Genomic DNA, 16568 nt, shown 5'->3' on the forward strand with positions numbered 1-16568 from the left:
CATGCCAGTGTTTTATTATAAGGCTGTCGACACCCAGGGTGCCAGCAAGCAGGGGGAGATGACAGCCGAGCAGGAGGCCGAAGTGGTGCGGCAGCTGCAGGATTCCGGCCTGGTTCCCATTCAAGTGCAAACCAATCCTCTGGTGACCGCTTCAAAAACCTGGACGCTTAGGCGTAGGGTGGTTCATTCCCAGGATGTTATCGATTTTACCCGTAATCTGGCGACCTTGCTCAATGCCGGTGTTGAACTGGATAGGGCTTTACAAATACAAGAGCAATTGTGTGAAAAGCCGGCTATGGCGACAGTGGTGGCGGATGTGCGTAACCGGGTCCGTGAAGGCGCGGAATTCACTGCAGCGCTTCAGGCCCATACTAAAGTATTCCAGCCACTATACGTAAGTATAGTGCGAGCCGGGGAGTTGGTTGGTAACCTTGGTCAAATAGTGAGTAAATTGGCGGACTATTTGGAGCGCAACAAACAGCTGCGGGACGACACTGTATCTGCGCTCATGTACCCGGCACTGTTGCTTGTGGTGACCTTGTTATCGGTTTTGGGCCTAATGCTGTTTGTGTTACCACAGTTTACCCAAATGTTCGAGGGGATGGAGGCCGCACTGCCTTGGTCTACCCAGATCGTGGTATCCACTGGTGAGTGGTTACAGCAGTACATCTGGACAGTGCTGCCTGGGGGAATATTGTTGTTGGCCGGTTTTAAGATGGCGCTGGCGGATCCGAGGCGACGTTTGCAGTGGCATAAATGGTTGTTGACGTTACCTCTGGTGGGGACTTTGCTGGCAAAACTGGATGTGGCCAGGTTCAGCTATACCATGGGGCTGATGTTGAGCAATGGCGTGCCTTTACTTGCCGCACTGCGCAGTTCCACATCGGTAATGCGAAATGGCTATTTGCAGCATATTGCCAATACCGCTAAAACCAGTTTGGAACAAGGCAGTGGATTTGCAGAGACTCTACGAGCCAGTGGCGTGTTTCCCCTGTTGGCAACGCATATGATCAGCGTGGGGGAAGAAACCGGGCAGTTGGGGGCAATGTTGCAACGCGTAGCAGACACTTATGATTCTCAGGTGCGTGTTAGTTTGCAGCGTCTTGTGGCCTTGCTGGAACCGATACTTATCGTGGGTTTGGGTTTGCTCGTAGCCGGGATAATTATCTCCATACTCATGGCCGTTCTGGGTATGAATGACCTGGTGATGTGAAGTCAGGCCAGCGTAAGGGATTACGTGGGTTGTAATGTTTTGCGTAGTGAGGGGCGGTTAGAAAATGAAACGAAAGATTAAGCACGCCGGGTTCACCTTAATCGAATTATTGGTGGTTTTGAGTATTTTGGGCTTGCTGGCAGGTTTGGTAGGACCCCGAGTGATGCAATATGTGGGCAGTTCCAAGTCTAAGACCGCAAAAATACAAATTGAGGATATTGGCGCTGGGTTGGATTTGTATTTGTTGGATTTGGGGCAATACCCCAGTACCCAGGAAGGTTTGCTGGCTCTGGTTGAGGCGCCGGCCAATCAAGTCGCATGGAATGGGCCGTATTTAAAAAAGAAAACTCTGCCCAAAGACCCTTGGGGAGAACCGTATTATTTTAAATCACCGGGTGAGCATGGAGACTACGATCTTTACTCGCTGGGTGCGGATAAAGCGCAGGGTGGTCAAGGGGAAGACCGGGATATCAATAACTGGGAGTAAGCAATGGCTTGGGGGAGGCGCAAGATTTTTAGAAATCCTGCCTGCGGGTTTACCTTATTGGAACTGTTATTGGTTTTGGTGTTGGTCTCAATTTTAGTTTTAGTCGTATCTCCCGCCTTAACTAAAAGCAAAGGGTTTCACCGCACTGACTTGAAAAAGACCGCCAGAGAACTGGTCAGTGCCTTACGTTATACCCGGTCAACGGCTATTCGCAAGGCAAAAGCGGTTGAATTTAAACTAAATCCGCTGCAGAGCAAACTGTGGTATCCGGCTATGCAAGTGGGACAATGGCAGGTGCTACCGCAAACCCAAGTGCTATTTACTACAGCTGGGTCCAGCGTTCGAGCTGATGGTAGCGGGGCTATTCGCTTTTTTGCGGATGGCAGTTCCAGTGGTGGGGAGATCCAGCTGAGCAGGGAAGGGCGGAGTTATACCATAGTAGTGAGTTGGTTGACCGGTAAGGTGAGTCTGCAGGAAGGATAGACAACGGGTCTTGTGAGTTAAGTGGTATGTAGCAATGACTGCAGTAAAAGGCAAAGTACAATGAAATCTAGAAAAAACGCCGGATTCTCGCTTCTAGAAGTGATTGTTGCTTTTTCTATTCTCGCCATGTCCATGGTGGTTATCGCCAATGCTTTCTCCAATGCCATTCGTGCTGCGCATATTAGCAGCGCTTATTTGCATGCAAGTACTTTGGCGCAGAACAAACTGGAACAATTGAAGTTTACCCGTTTAACCGAGGGTGTGTTGGACGGTGTGTTTGAGACGGGCGAGCGCTGGCGCGCTGTGATCAAACCGGCGGATTGGAGCCAAGCCGATTTACCCATATTGGCTTATGACATCAATGTGGAAGTCAGCTGGGGTGCCGAAGGTGGACGTACTGTACAACTGGATACTGTGCAACTGGTGCCCCGCTTATGAAATCTGTAACGCAGCTTCGGTTACCGAAGCGGTTGGTATCAAACTCCGGGTTCACGCTCGTAGAAGTGATGCTGTCAATCAGTTTGTTGGCGACATTGCTGGTACTGGTGTTCGCCGGCATGCGTTTTGTTACCACCGCTTGGGATAAGGGGGTAAGGAAATACAATGGGCACAATGAGGTCTATATGGCGCAAAACTGGTTACGCCGCACATTTGCTGCAGTGCCGGCGCTGTTGCTGGACGCCGGCGGATCTCCCGTCGATTCGAGAGAGGTGCCGCAATATGTAGCGTTCGAGGGCAGCGCACAGAAAATGCGGTTCGTGGCTACTTTGCCGCATCATTATGGCGGTGGAGGTTTGCATGTACTGGAGTTGGATGGGCAAGGCGGAGTGGACAAAGCTCAACTGTTGCTCAGCACTCGATTGTTACCGCTGGGCAGTAAGGGTTTATTCCAGTCAGTCAGCACTCCAGCCACTGAATCGGAAGTGCTTTTGACAGACATTGTTGAAGCCAGGTTCAGCTATCTTGGTGAAGACGTCACGGGTCAATGGCGTTGGCAGGAAACCTGGAGCGGGCGAGATATTTTGCCTTATCAAGTGCGCATCGACTTGCAGCTTAAATCAGGGGTTTCCTGGCCGGGGTTTGTGGCAACGTTACATAGCGACGGCAAACGCGGGCCGGCCCGAGTGCCGGGTTTGTCACTTGGATGCAGTGGTACTATAAGTGCTGGGTGGTATGGGTAGTATGGGGCAGCGGTATACAAATGGTTTGGGATCAGTGAGATCGTGATGGGTCAAAAAGGTACGGCCTTGGTTATCGTATTGTGGGTGGTCGCTCTATTGTCCATGGTCTCGCTGGGTTTTAGTAAATCCATGAGCCTGGAAAGTCGGTCCACGGGCAACCTGCTGGCAGCAGCGCGGGACCAATATCACGCGGAGGCGGGGCTGAATCAGGCTTTATTGGTGTTATTGCAGATGCGACAGGGGCAAATGCGACAGGTACAGGCACAGCATCAGTTCCCATGGCATGCGGATGGACAGGTTAGACAAATGCAGTATAAAGATTCGCAGCTGAGTGTGTCCGTGTTAGACGAGCGCGCCAGAATCGATCTTAATTATGCTCCGGTGGTGCTGTTGCAATCCTTATTGGTTAATGCCGGGGTATCGGAGGCAAAAAGTACGGAATTGGCGCACGCTATTGCGGACTGGCGAGATTCGGACCACGTGGCTCACGCGCAGGGGGCGGAAGACGATGCTTACGCCGCTTCCGGGCTGGATTACGGCGCTAAGGATGCTCCGTTTCAATCCGTTGCCGAGTTATTGTTGGTCCGCGGTATGACCACGCAAGTGTACCATTCTGTCCAAGATTCATTGACCGTTTATTCAGGGCAAAGTATGGTCAGCAGTCAATATGCATCGGAACAAGTACGTCGAGCCATGCATTCCGTCGGTTTGAGCGTGAGCCAGGCGGCTGTTAAATCGCTTACAGCGACGAATGTAGTGTCCATAACGTCAGCATTGACTCAGCCGCACGCAGTCGAGCAATCAAGGAATGGTTCAAGTACCGGCACCATGGTGACGCGCGGAGGTATTAAAGCTGTGGTGCGCTTACACGGTGCGCCGCAGTGGTCCTATTCTGTTTTGGAGTGGCAACCGTTGGCAAAACCGTGTTTGATTATTGCGAACAGATTTAACTGTAATGAATATGAAAGCTGAATCCATTCGAATGAGCTTAAACAGTTCCCGGCTTTGGGGGGAGCTTAGTCGTTTTTTCCGGTGGTGGCTCCAGGAACTGGAAGGAGTATTCGGATCCTTGCTGGGTGCCATAACGACATCAACACCCGGTATTGAAGTGCAACCTCAACACGACGGCTGGATTTTTGAGGTTCGCCGGGGCGTCACGCAGGGAGCTAAGCCCAATCTGTTTCTGGATTCCCTGCAATCGACAAGGAATCAGCAACAACTGCTGGATTGGATGGCCGAGCAAGGTATTGCTGCTGCGCCATCGGGTTCGAGCGGGTATTGCCTGCGCCCCTCGGCTGATCACTGTCTGGTGAAAAGCATTTCCTGGCCCGCTGCCGTGGCTCAAAATCTGGATCAAGTTATTAGCTATGAAATGGATCGGCATACCCCTTTTAGTGCTGATCAAGTTTATTACGATTATGTGGTATTGGATCAAAACAAACCGACGCAGGCAGGTGCCGGGCAGGTACGGGTTTGTTTGGCGTTGGTGCCCAAGGCTTATCTCGATCCTCTTTTGGAGCAATTGCGGGTGCTGCCAGGGGAAGTATGCGCGGTTACGGTACCCCGATTCGACAATGTGGCGGAAGAAGTGGCGGTAGCGTTGCCGGGCTTGAATTTGTTGCCAACAAAGCCGCGCTCCAAACAACAAAGAAGCAGTCGTCGACTAGATGCCCTGCTGTTGTTGCTGGTTTCGGTTTTGCTGCTTAGTATTGTGGTGGTTCCCGGCATGCAACTGGAGCGTGCCAATACGGTTTTAAGTGATCGGTTACAAGCATTACGGGTACAAGTAAAAGAAATCAACCAAATGCGCCAGGACTTGCAGCACTATCAAACTGGCCTGCAGTTATTGGTGGAGCAAAAGCGCAATGAGGTGCATGTGTTGCAACTGATGACCGCGTTAAGCAAAGCATTACCGGATAATACCTGGCTGGAGGAGTTGTGGATCGAGAAGAACCAGGTGCAAATGCGGGGGCAGTCCGAAACGGCATCCTCTATACTCGCGGTGCTGGAATCGTCGGCATACTTCAGTCAAGTGCGCTTTGCCTCGCCACTAACGCAAAACAGTGCCAATCAGTACGAGCGTTTTCATATTGTAGCAACACGGGTTCCTAAAGGGGGTTCCGGTGGCTAAGCTCAGTGTACCCGGTGACGCTGGACAAAGAAAATTCCTGGCGATGGCATTGCTTGGTATGTTTCTATCGGCTGTATACCTACTTCTGGTTTATCCTATGCAGGAGCAGTATACAGAATTGGAGCAGCGTCATGCTCGCTTATTACAGCAACTCGTCCGCTATGATCAAGCCTTGGCTATGCGTGAATCCTACCTGGAACAAATCAATACACTCAATACCGATAAAGCGCTGCTGGAGTATTTCCTCGAAGAGAGTACGGCAGAACTGGCGTCGGCGTCCTTGCAGCAAAAAATAAAACAAATTATTCAAAAAAATGAAGCTCGCCTCAACAGCAGTCAGATGCTTGTTTCCAATGCCACAGCCAAGCAGGCGTTGTCTCTATACCCGGTAACCTTAAAGGTGGTTATGAAGGCGGATATGCGGGCGATGCAGCGTATTTTCTATGAACTGGTCAATGCCAGGCCGGTTTTGTTTGTTCATGATGTGAATATTAAAAGCCATGGAAATCGACGTTTTCTGCAAACCACCGACGGAACGCAAATGCTGGATGTGGTGTTTCAATTAACGGCTTATATGCGACCGCCAATGCCGCAAGGGAAAGAGGAGAGCTAGGTATGTCTGTGCTCCGATCAGTATTGCTCATGACGATGGCGCTGTTACTGGCTGTTCTGTATTACCAGGTTCAGAAAACCGGCGTTATGTCAGAAGATGGTGTTTTGGTTGCGCAAGATCAGCTTTTGAGCGGGCAAAAAAAATCGAAAACTAAGATCGGTAACCATGGGGACGGTAATTATTCGGTGGGCAGTAAAGTGGGAAAACCGCAGCAGCGTATGTTGGGGGTGGCTTCCCCTATTTATGCTTATCGAGAAATGGTTGAAAGACCCTTGTTCAGCCAGAGTCGTCGACCAGAGGCTCGCGTTGATGCATCGGTGTCGTCAAATGAACCACTAAAACCGGTGAATTTGGATGCTTTTCCCTGGCAGCTTAGCGGTATTTCCATTAAGGGTAAGAACAGAGCTGCTTTGATTTGGCACAAAAGTTTACGGCAGTCTTTTACGGTGAATGAAAGGGATAGTGAGCAGGGATGGACTATCAGGAAAATTTTAGCGGATTCGGTGGTGATGCAGGAAAGGGATAATGCAACCAATAAAGTAGAGTTATATTTGAGGGGGCCGGTACAGTTGGCAAAGTAGCTGCGGAATAACGTAGTGGTGGCTTTACCGCGATGTGTGATGAAAATACAAAATCAATTGGGTTTATGGCGAAAAATTTATTTGAACAAAGCTTGGCCGGCCTGGGAGGGTTCCTTTGCTATTTTGCTAGTTTGGGGGTTGCAGGGTTGTGGTGTGACTGCGGGCGTAACATCGCCACTGCAAGCACTGCAACCACAACAACCGCAGGTGGGTATTTCCTTGGCGCAAGAAAACGCAAATCAAGAGCACATGCCGGGCGGCAGGCCGGATCAAAGTCGGTCGTTACAAGATAGTCTGATTTCAGGGACGGGCGTTTTTCTGAATTCGCAGTTCCGGGATGCTGGAAATTCCGTGCGCCACGGTAAAAAAGGTGGCGTGACACTGAATTTTGAAAAAGCGGATATTAGCAAAGTTGTGGACATGATGTTGGGGAATCTGCTCAAGGTGAATTATTTTGTCGACCCGGCAGTGCGGGGAAGTGTGACCCTGCAAACATCCCGCCCCATTCGCGATGCCGATGTGCTGCCCATACTGGAGAATATTCTTAAAACCAATAATGCCAAACTACTGCATAGTAACGGTTTATATCAGATTGTTCCCGAAAAAAGTCATACTGTTGCCAGCGCCGGTCTGGGGAGGCGCGCAGTCGGTGCCGGTACCGGTTTGCACATTCTGCCTCTGCGTTATATCGGTGCAGAGCAGATGGCGGCAGTGTTGCAACCGTTGGCAGATAAAGGTGCCGCGGTTATCGTGGATAAAGACCGCAACTTGCTCATGTTGGAAGCTTCGGCGCAGGACTTGAGTGTTATGTTGGAACTGGCGGATATGTTTGATGTGGATTGGCTCCAGGGTATGTCGATTGCTTTGTTGCAGGTGAGGCACGCCAGTGCGGAGACTTTGGTTAAGGAGTTGGACGGTATCTTTCTGTCTCAAAGTAAACAATCTCCGCTCAATGGGGTTTTACGCTTTGTGCCAATAGAGCGACTCAACGCTATACTGGCAATCAGTACCCAAGGTCAGTACCTGGGGCGAGTGCAGGAGTGGCTGCAGCGTTTGGATGTGCCGGGTAGCGGCGAAGGCGAGCAATTGTTTGTCTATCCAGTGGAAAACGGAAACGCGGCCGATCTCGCCGGCACTTTGAACGAGTTGTTTGCCGATGTGGGTGCAGTGCCGGCGTCAGGGAAGAATGAATCCACTGCGGATTTGGCTCCAGGCCTGAAGCCCGTAACGTTGTCCAGTCTCGGAGAAACGGCTGCGGCTAAACCGCCAGCGGTCCCGGCATCGCAGCAGAGCAGCGCTCCGATGCAAGGAGCCGAAAAATCCGTCGGTGTGGTGGCTGCCGTAGGCGGTCACATCCGAATCATGGCGGCCAAGGATAACAATGTGTTGCTCATACTGGCCAGTCCGTCTGATTATTCCCGCATTGAGACCGCCATCAAAAAACTGGATGTGGCGCCATTGCAGGTGTTGGTTGAGGCCTCAATCATTGATGTGCGCTTGAGCGGTGAGCTGAACTATGGAATGCAGTGGTTTTTCAACAACCGTTTGGGGAGCAACTACAGTGGCGACGGGTCTGTTGGGGGCGCGTTGTCCTTTTCACCCACGTTTAGTTATAACGTGGTAAATCGTAGTGATCAGTTACGCAGCCTGTTAGGGTTGTTGGCCTCCGACGGTAAAGTCGATGTCTTATCATCCCCAAGCCTGATGGTACGTAACAATCAAACGGCCAATATTCGAGTAGGTGACCAACAGCCTGTTTCCACCGCCTTGGTGTCCGCAGAAGGTAAAGTCGTGGCGTCATCGGTTCAGTTCAAGGATACCGGGGTGCTGTTGGAGGTGACGCCGAGAGTGAATTCAGGTGGTATGGTTTCTTTGGATGTTATTCAGGAAGTGACCGACGTGGGCGATATTGACGAAGCCACAGGACAGCGAGCTTTTCTGCGCCGTTCCATTCAAAGTACGGTGGCGGTGAACAGCGGTGAGACCGTAGTGCTGGGAGGCTTGATTCGGGAAAACAAGGTGCAAGGTAAAACCGGTGTACCGGTGTTGCGGGACATTCCTTTTTTAGGGTGGTTGTTTGGTAAAACCATTACCAGTACCAGTCGTACCGAGCTGTTGATTATGCTCACGCCCAAAGTTATTCGTAATAGCAGTGAAGCCAGACGTGTAACGGCAGAGTACCGCCAAAAATTGCGCTATATTGAATCCAGTTTACCGCCGCCATCAACAATAAACACCGGGGTTGCTCCTGCGGCTTTGCAACGGGATTCGAAAAATACCGCTATACAAGCTACGGATATACAGAGTGCGGATAGGCAAAGCGAGAAAACGTTGGGGCAGTGACGAAGGTCTGCCTTATTAATGCGGTGATGGATGTTGCGCTGTTGCGACGGCTCTAAACGATTCCGTGCTGCTTGGCTGCCAGCGCGGCCTGAGTACGGTTGCGGACATGCAACTTAGCCAAAATGGAGCTGACATGAAATTTGACAGTGGTTTCGCTGATCAGTAGCTTTTTACTGATGTCGCGGTTACTGTTGCCAGTGGCCAGAAATCTTAAAATTTCTATTTCACGTTTGCTTAGAGGTTCTTCGCCGATAGGTTTCTTGGTGCCGGCACGCATATGTGCCGCCAGTTTGGCTGCAACGAGGGGGTCTAAATAAGTCCCTCCTTCTTGTACTACCCGAATGGCCTTGATTAATTCTCGATAATCGGATTTTTTTAGCAAATACCCGCAAGCTCCTTGCTCCAAGGCGTTAACAATAGTTTTTTCATCTTCCAGTGTCGTGTAGACGATCACTTTGGGTTTTTGGGGTAATGAATGGAGGTTGGACACAGCCAGTAGATAGTTGGGGTTGGCTGCGTCCAAAATAACGACATCAGCCTCAAATTTCTTAGCGTGGCGGCTCAGTTCCACAGCGCAAGGCGTCTGGGCAAGCACCGTAACGTCGGTTTCCTGCTCCAGCATATGTGTCAATCCATAACGAACAATGGAATGTTCGTCGCAAATAATGATGCCTACTGTACCGTCTGTACTCACAGGTTTTCCCCCTCTATGAAACGCAAACCTGTTGGTATGCGGAAAACAAGTGATATGCTCAATGCGTTTGTTGTTGTACTCGCGTGACTCATAACTTTTGAGCAGCTGTTAGCTTTATTAACCGGACAGCTGGAGCCCTGACCGTGACTCTGGGGTCACTTTGGCGTTTGTGCTAATTCGTTCTGCGATATATCGCAGTTAGCAAATTACACAAACAGTTATTAAGCCTTGACGTAGCAAATTTTTTAGACTTTTCACAAGTTTTGTAGTACTCGCTACTGACGCGGTTTGCTGCCTGCATGTGGCAAAGTGCGTATCCTTGTTAAACTATACTCTTTTGTTTGGTTATATTTATTAAAACTAGCTTAAACCTTGATAATTCACGCTTGTGCTCTCCTCTATGCCCGCTGGGTTTCTGGTTTATTTATTAAGAGGCGACTTAGTATCAGTATACATCATAACCAAGCTCTTACCTGCAAGCAATACGTTGGCATCAAAATACCTGATCGAAAGTATAGGCACCTACCGTTCGAAAGATACTTCAATATCCACCATTTGCTTAATGTTATCTTGAGTTGGCTCAAGTACTCTGGCTCCAGCTGTAAAAAGAAGAGATAACTGGAAACTATAGAAAGCTGAATCCGGATTTGTTGGGGGGAGAAATGAAACACCCGTGTGAGTGGGGCGTGTTTTTCCACATTTCTTGGGTCAGCATTTCGCAAAGCTATTGGAGGGTAGTTATGAATAGCGGCGTAGGAGGTAAACGCGCGTCAAAGCATTTGCTATTGACGGCAGCGTTAGGGGTGAATTTGTTCGCGGTGGCGGGAGTGGCGCAGTCCGCTGTCACCTGCGGGCGTACAGTGGTGGCAAATGTGGTGGCCATAGACCAACCGGTGATGTTTAACCGACTGGGGGCTTCCAACATCAACGGTATGATATACGCACTGGAGCGGGATGTGGTGCTTGCCGGGGGCGTGGAAATGTTACGCCCGGACAAACGTCCACGTCCTTTGGTGTTACGTGTTCGTACAGGCGATTGTTTGACTGTAAACCTGCGTAACGGTTTACGCGTAGCCAATCCCAATCAGCCGCCGATAAACATACCACCTTTGTTCAACACCTTGATAAACAATCAGGTGGCGGATCGGCATGTGAGCATGTTTGTAACCGGCATGCAATACATGAACGGCCCCGATGCGGATGACGGCGCATTTGTTGGCAACAATGCCGACAATACCGTACCGCAGGGTGGAACTAAAACCTATACCTTGTATGCCGAGAAAGAAGGCGCTTTTGCTATGCGAGGCATGGCCACAACGGTAGGCTCCGACGCCAACCAGGGCAACGCGGCCAACCTGCTGTTTGGCTCTGTTATCGTGCAACCGAAAAATTCGGCTATTTACCGCAGCCAGATAACCCAAGAGGAAATGCGTTTGGCCTCTTTGGATTTGAACCCGGCTTCGCCCACTTGCGGTGCGCAAAACCAGACACCCGCCGGTCATCCTGTGATTGACTATGAAGCCCGTTATCCGGCGGCAAACTGCAACACCGTTGTGGCCGGTGGCACGGGCGCGAATCTGGGAGCGGATGTGTGGGTGGCCGAAGGTAAAGCCGGCTTGCCCGTGGTCAATATGATCAATGTGGCAAACAGCGAAATCGTCCACTCGGAAATTAACGCTTTTGTTGGTTACGGTCCCAGCGGTGCTCTGTCTGCTCCGAATACCGGTCCCCATGTGGGCCAGATGGGCCACTATCCACCGGACACCTATCCCTTGGAGTCTGTAGGTAAACGCAACCCTACCGTACCCAATCGTCTGGAGCCGTTCCGGGATTTTGCTTCCATCTTCCATGATGAGCCGGCAACCAAGCAGGCGTTCCCCGGTTTTTATGAACCCGGTGCAGTGGGCGGCAGTGATGTGTTTCGTTATGTACTGGCCGGAGTTAAAGACGGTTTTATGATTAACTACGGTTCCGGCGGTATTGGTTCGGAGATTCTGGCCAACCGATTGGGCGTTGGCCCCATGCACGATTGTTTGACCTGTGCCTATGAAGAATTTTTCTTAACTTCCTATACCGTGGGTGATCCGGCTATGTTGGTGGATATTCCCGCCAACTTTGGTCTGGAGGCGTGTAATCCGGCGGGTTTGGGCGGAGCCGCTTGTGCGGCTACCGGTCCTAAAGCCACTAAAGCGTTATATACGGAAGACCCTTCCAATGTACATCACAGTTACACCGGGGACTTTACCAAGTTCCGTAATGTGCACGTGGGTGCGGAACAGCATGTGTTCCATTTGCACAACCACCAATGGTTGTACAACCCCAATGATGATAACTCCAACTATCTGGATGCCCAGGGCATAGGTCCCGGCGCCGGTTATACCTATGAAATCAACTTTGGCGGTTCCGGTAACCGTAACAAAACCTCCGGTGACGCCATATTCCACTGTCACTTCTACCCGCACTTTGCCCAGGGTATGTGGTATCACTGGCGTAACCACGACACCTTCGAAGCGGGTACGGAACTGCAAACCAGTGTCACCGGCGGTGGTTTCCACGTACCGTTTACCCAAGACGGTTTAGGTTTGGGTGACGGTACGCCCGCGCCGGGTGCCCGAGCTTTACCGGATGCGGAAATCGTGGCCGGTGCGCCCATTCCTGCCCTGGTACCGCTGCCGGGTAAAGCTATGGCGCCCATGCCCGGTGCCGTATCCCTTAAACCCAATCCGCTGTTAGTCAACGTGATTGATCCCGGTACCGGTGCTGTCGTGGGCCAACAAAATGCGGGTAGTTTGGCGGATGTGGCTCGACCTTTGACGGTAAACCCCGGATATCCTTTCTGGGTGGCGGGTATCGAAGATATCGTAGGGCAACGGCCGCCTACGCCACCGCTGGATATGGCCAGTGCAGCAGATGTGGCTGCGGCCAAAGCACAAAACCCCGGACTGTTCGCCAATTTGGTGGACACACAAGCCGGTGGTTGGGACGGCGGTCTGCCTCGCGCTGCCTTGCAGGGTTACGCGGCCGGTGGTGCGGATCTCGCCAATGTGATTTCTCCCATCGACTTCACCAAAGCCGTAGGTAAGGCTCAGGCGGTGTTTTATCCTGAAGCCGGTACCGACGTGGAACAACTGGCTATGGCAACTCACGGTAAACGTTGTCATGATACGTACATGGCAGATGGGTCTGCGGCTACCTGTGCCGATCCCGGCGCCAATGAAGGTGGCTTTATCCTTAACGGCCAACTGCCCGCAATCGGCGCTCCGTTTAACGAGCCCTGTGTGGATGACCTCGGTCAGCGTTTGGGGAACGGTTCCAATCCCATGTTCTTTAACGCAGCGTTGACGACAGCCGGTAGTGCGGCGGGAATGAGTTCTTTCGGTTCCAGTCCTTTTAATGCGGATAATCCCCGTATTTATAAAGGTGCGAACATTCAATACGACGCCGTCTTGAACAAAGTGGGTTACCACTATCCTCAGCAACGTATTATTGCTCTGTGGGAAGATGCGGTGCCCATTATCACCAAAGCCAAACCGGGTGAGCCCCTGGTTATGCGTCTGAATACTTTTGATTGTGCCGTATTCCAACACACCAACCTGGTACCGGAAGTGTATGAAGCGGACGATTATCAAGTGCGTACGCCTACCGACATTATCGGTCAGCACATTCACTTGCCTAAGTGGGATTTGACCACGGCTGACGGTTCCGCCAACGGTTGGAACTACGAAGACGGTACTTTGTCTCCCGGTGCGGTGCAGGAGCGTATCCATGCTCTGAACTGTTTCGTGGATGCGGCTGATTGTCCCGCCGGTGTGGCCGGTGGCGGTGGAGCCCATTTGGTGGGTTCCGGTTCCGACGGTTTGACGGCGCCGACTCACTTAAGTGCTAAAGCCCATCCGTATTTTGCCGGTGTCGCTCCGGCGCAGTTGGCTTCCCATTGGGTTGGAGCACGTACCACCTTGCAGCGTTGGTTTGCAGACCCGGTGGTGAATACCGATGGCGAAGATCGCGGTCTGGGTATTATTTTTACCCACGACCACTACGGCCCATCCACCCATCAGCAAGTGGGATTGTACGCCACCGTATTGGTAGAGCCGGCCGGTTCTGCTTGGGCGCACAACGAAACCGGTGAGCCTTTGTATACCCGTCCTGACGGTGGTCCCACATCCTGGCAGGCGACCGTCATTCCGCCCGCCAACAGTAACGTGGCACCTTTCCGTGAGTTCTACTTTGAATACGCCGACTTCCAGCATGCCTATGAAGCGGGTGTCTATGTGGGTGCAGGCCAACTGGGTGAGCAATTACCCGGTGTGGGTCCCGGAGCCGGTGTAAAAGTGGCTAACTTGGGTAATCCGGACTTTGATAACAATCCGATTAATGCCTTCCGTTTTGCCATCAATCCTCCGGCGCGGGTACAGCACTTCCCGGTAATGCCGGATTTGGTATTGGAAGCGGCCGGTGGTCATCCCGATGCGCCCGGATGCCCGGTCCGTCCTTGTCCGCAGGCTATCGACGTTCAAGACCCGGGTATGATGGTGGTGAACTATCGTAACGAGCCTTTGGGTTTGCGTGTTTACGATCCCAACAAGATCGGTCCGGATGGCAAGCCCGGAATGCAGGCGGATGGTCCTGAAGGTGATCTGGCTCTGGCTATGTTGTCCCGTACCGATCGCGTGATTCCGCAGCTGAACGTGCAACCCGATGCCAACACGGTCATTAACGGTACCCGTTTCCCACCGCCCATTAACGCGGCCGGTGTCAATCCGGGTGATCCCTTCACACCCATGGTTCGTGCTTATACCGGGGATGTGGTGCGAGTGAAAATGCAGGCCGGTGCTCATGAAGAAGAGCACAATGCCACCATTCACGGTTTGAAATGGTTGCAGGCCGGTTCCGGCCACGGTCGTGCCGGTAACTCCGGTTGGCGCGGCGCCCAGGCCGGTGGCATTTCCGAGCAGTTTACCTTGGCTATCCCGCCGGTACCGGTACAGGGTAATCGCGGTAACAGCAATGATTACGCCTACAGCATGGATTACTCTCATGACGGTATGTGGAGTGGTATGTGGGGTATCCTACGCGCTTACAACAATGCTCAGGATGCTTTAGTCCAACTGCCCACCACGGTTACACCGGTCAAAATTGCCAATGCCGCCGACTTTGACGGGCCTTGCCCGATTAATGCGCCGGTACGTAATTTTGATATCACTGCCTTGCTGGCTAACACCGCGCTGCCGGATAACCCTGACGTGGGTGTGAATGGCAATATCGTTGATCCGTCGCCTTTGAGTGCCGCCGGTCTGCCGACAGACCACGTCGGTACGGTGCCTTTGGATCCGGCGGGTGGCTCTTTGGTGTATAACAACCGTGCGGGTGCTTTGGGTCAAGGACCGATTCATGATCCGACGGCGATCCTGTACTTCCACTCCAGTGATTTGGTGCCCATTGATCCTACCGACAACAACTGTCTCGCAGGCAACGGCAACAATCGCGTGGTGGATGCCAATCAGATCAACTGTCCGGTACGCCTGGCGGCTGGTAAACCGGTCGAGCCTTTGGTTATTCGTGCAGCGGCCGGTGAGTGTATTGAAATCACCCTGCGCAATAAATTGCCGCCGTTAACTCGCGCGGTTAATTTTGCCACCGGTCGTGCCAGTGGTACGCCGGTCAATGCCGGGGTTCCCGATCTGGCCACCTTAAGCAGCTTGTTGGGTGTGGTGAAACGTGATCGCTTCAATCCTTTAGGGGCGACCACCTTCCAGACCAACTTGATTCGCGCTTCCGGCTATATCGGCCTGCATCCGCAAATGATGGCCTATGATGTGAGTCGTCATAACGGCGTGCAAGTGGGTGAAAATCCCAACTCCTTAACGGCGCCGGGTCAGGTGAGCCAACGTATTCGCTGGTATGCCGGGGATTTGTCTCACACTGCCGATGGCAATCAATTTACCTTGAATGCCACACCGGTGGAGTTTGGAGGTGCTAATATCCAGCCGGTCGACCCCATTAAGCAAGGGCAAAAAGCCCTGGTGGGTACCACGGTGGTTGAGCCGCAAGGCGCTACTTGGGTGGAAGACGTGGATCTGGCTACATGCGGTCAACCGGGTGAACCGCGATGCACTCGCACCGGCGCTACGGTAAATAATAGTTACCGTGACTTCTCCCTGGTAATTTCCAAAGCGCTGACCCACTACTATGCCGACGGTACACCGGTGGAACACATCAACGGTGAAGGGATGGGTATACCGGAAGACAGCCAGGACGCCAGTGCCATGTCCATGAACTACGGCATTGAGCCTTTGTGGTTCCGCTTCGGTATTTTGCCCAACGTGGATTTTGGTAACGCCACGGCCTTGGGAACCTTTGGTGCACAAACCCAATTTGACGTGTTCTCCAACGCCAAAGTGGGTGGTGATCCGGTGACTCCGGTATTTGTCGCCAATGCCGGTCAACCGACCCGTATTCGCGTGACCAACGCTTACGGTACTTCGCGAGGATCTACGTTCTACCTGCACGGCCATGTGTGGCAGCGTGATCCCTACGTCTGTGCCGGGACCAAGGATAATATCCCCGGACGTTGTTCCACGACCGAGGTTGGATCAACCGCCATTGGCGACAACAAGCAGGCGTTCTATCAAGGTGCTCAGGAAAGTATTGCCCCTGGAACGCACTTTGATGTGGTCCTGCCCAGTGCCGGTGGCGCTAATGCCAAACCGGGTGATTACAAGTTTGGTGACTTTGCCGCTCCCGGTAATGCCTCCGGCTTGTGGGGTATTCTCCGCGTCAAGTAGAGCGTGAGAACAACGTTTGTCGAGAGCATACTGAGTTGAAATGAATCCGAAAAAACT

12 protein-coding genes are annotated in these 16568 nt (G+C 52.1%); 11 read left to right on the forward strand and 1 reads right to left on the reverse strand.

Annotated elements, in window-relative coordinates:
* The first annotated feature begins 1 nt into the window (after position 1).
* From OEY58_03050 to gspD, 10 genes are all read left to right on the forward strand, one after another.
* Positions 2–1213 carry a type II secretion system F family protein gene (locus tag OEY58_03050; GenBank protein MDH5324416.1) on the forward strand — a complete coding sequence of 404 codons (1212 nt, stop codon included), beginning with the start codon at positions 2–4 and terminating at the stop codon, positions 1211–1213.
* A 64-nt stretch (positions 1214–1277) separates the two neighbouring features.
* Positions 1278–1700 (forward strand): type II secretion system major pseudopilin GspG, encoded by a 423-nt coding sequence (gene gspG, locus OEY58_03055; protein ID MDH5324417.1) that lies wholly within the window; start codon positions 1278–1280, stop codon positions 1698–1700.
* A gap of 3 nt (positions 1701–1703) precedes the next feature.
* The gene (locus OEY58_03060) at positions 1704–2183 is read left to right on the forward strand and encodes a GspH/FimT family protein (protein ID MDH5324418.1); all 480 of its coding nucleotides are present in this window, start codon (positions 1704–1706) and stop codon (positions 2181–2183) included.
* Between the two features lie 60 nt (positions 2184–2243).
* On the forward strand, positions 2244–2621 hold the full coding sequence (locus OEY58_03065) for a type II secretion system GspH family protein (protein ID MDH5324419.1): 378 nt from the start codon (positions 2244–2246) through the stop codon (positions 2619–2621).
* Complete coding sequence (locus OEY58_03070; GenBank protein ID MDH5324420.1) at positions 2618–3364, forward strand: prepilin-type N-terminal cleavage/methylation domain-containing protein; 747 nt, start codon at positions 2618–2620, stop codon at positions 3362–3364. The genes OEY58_03065 and OEY58_03070 overlap by 4 nt, the downstream gene beginning before the upstream one ends.
* 45 nt (positions 3365–3409) lie before the next feature.
* Positions 3410–4336 carry a type II secretion system protein GspK gene (locus OEY58_03075; protein MDH5324421.1) on the forward strand — a complete coding sequence of 309 codons (927 nt, stop codon included), beginning with the start codon at positions 3410–3412 and terminating at the stop codon, positions 4334–4336.
* Complete coding sequence (locus OEY58_03080) at positions 4320–5495, forward strand: PilN domain-containing protein (GenBank protein MDH5324422.1); 1176 nt, start codon at positions 4320–4322, stop codon at positions 5493–5495. The genes OEY58_03075 and OEY58_03080 overlap by 17 nt, the downstream gene beginning before the upstream one ends.
* Positions 5488–6108 carry a type II secretion system protein GspM gene (gspM, locus tag OEY58_03085; protein ID MDH5324423.1) on the forward strand — a complete coding sequence of 207 codons (621 nt, stop codon included), beginning with the start codon at positions 5488–5490 and terminating at the stop codon, positions 6106–6108. The genes OEY58_03080 and gspM overlap by 8 nt, the downstream gene beginning before the upstream one ends.
* Positions 6109–6110: 2 nt before the next feature.
* Positions 6111–6689 (forward strand): hypothetical protein, encoded by a 579-nt coding sequence (locus OEY58_03090; protein ID MDH5324424.1) that lies wholly within the window; start codon positions 6111–6113, stop codon positions 6687–6689.
* A gap of 39 nt (positions 6690–6728) precedes the next feature.
* Positions 6729–9032 carry a type II secretion system secretin GspD gene (gene gspD / locus OEY58_03095; protein ID MDH5324425.1) on the forward strand — a complete coding sequence of 768 codons (2304 nt, stop codon included), beginning with the start codon at positions 6729–6731 and terminating at the stop codon, positions 9030–9032.
* 52 nt (positions 9033–9084) lie between these two features.
* On the opposite strand, the gene OEY58_03100 is transcribed toward gspD, so the two are convergent.
* On the reverse strand, positions 9085–9726 hold the full coding sequence (locus OEY58_03100; protein ID MDH5324426.1) for a response regulator transcription factor: 642 nt from the start codon (positions 9724–9726) through the stop codon (positions 9085–9087).
* Between the two features lie 740 nt (positions 9727–10466).
* On the opposite strand from OEY58_03100, the gene OEY58_03105 reads away from it, so the two are divergent.
* Complete coding sequence (locus tag OEY58_03105; GenBank protein MDH5324427.1) at positions 10467–16511, forward strand: hypothetical protein; 6045 nt, start codon at positions 10467–10469, stop codon at positions 16509–16511.
* Positions 16512–16568 lie beyond the last annotated feature (57 nt).

This window comes from Gammaproteobacteria bacterium (assembly GCA_029882975.1).
Taxonomy (GTDB): Bacteria; Pseudomonadota; Gammaproteobacteria; order SZUA-152; family SZUA-152; genus JAJDNG01.

Coding starts and splice junctions, on each gene's coding strand:
- OEY58_03075 (MDH5324421.1), top strand. CDS start 3,410: ATGGGTCAAAAAGGTACGGCCTTGGTTATCGTATTGTGGGTGGTCGCT.
- gspG (MDH5324417.1), top strand. CDS start 1,278: ATGAAACGAAAGATTAAGCACGCCGGGTTCACCTTAATCGAATTATTG.
- OEY58_03050 (MDH5324416.1), top strand. CDS start 2: ATGCCAGTGTTTTATTATAAGGCTGTCGACACCCAGGGTGCCAGCAAG.
- gspD (MDH5324425.1), top strand. CDS start 6,729: ATGAAAATACAAAATCAATTGGGTTTATGGCGAAAAATTTATTTGAAC.
- OEY58_03070 (MDH5324420.1), top strand. CDS start 2,618: ATGAAATCTGTAACGCAGCTTCGGTTACCGAAGCGGTTGGTATCAAAC.
- OEY58_03060 (MDH5324418.1), top strand. CDS start 1,704: ATGGCTTGGGGGAGGCGCAAGATTTTTAGAAATCCTGCCTGCGGGTTT.
- OEY58_03105 (MDH5324427.1), top strand. CDS start 10,467: ATGAATAGCGGCGTAGGAGGTAAACGCGCGTCAAAGCATTTGCTATTG.
- OEY58_03080 (MDH5324422.1), top strand. CDS start 4,320: ATGAATATGAAAGCTGAATCCATTCGAATGAGCTTAAACAGTTCCCGG.
- OEY58_03090 (MDH5324424.1), top strand. CDS start 6,111: ATGTCTGTGCTCCGATCAGTATTGCTCATGACGATGGCGCTGTTACTG.
- OEY58_03065 (MDH5324419.1), top strand. CDS start 2,244: ATGAAATCTAGAAAAAACGCCGGATTCTCGCTTCTAGAAGTGATTGTT.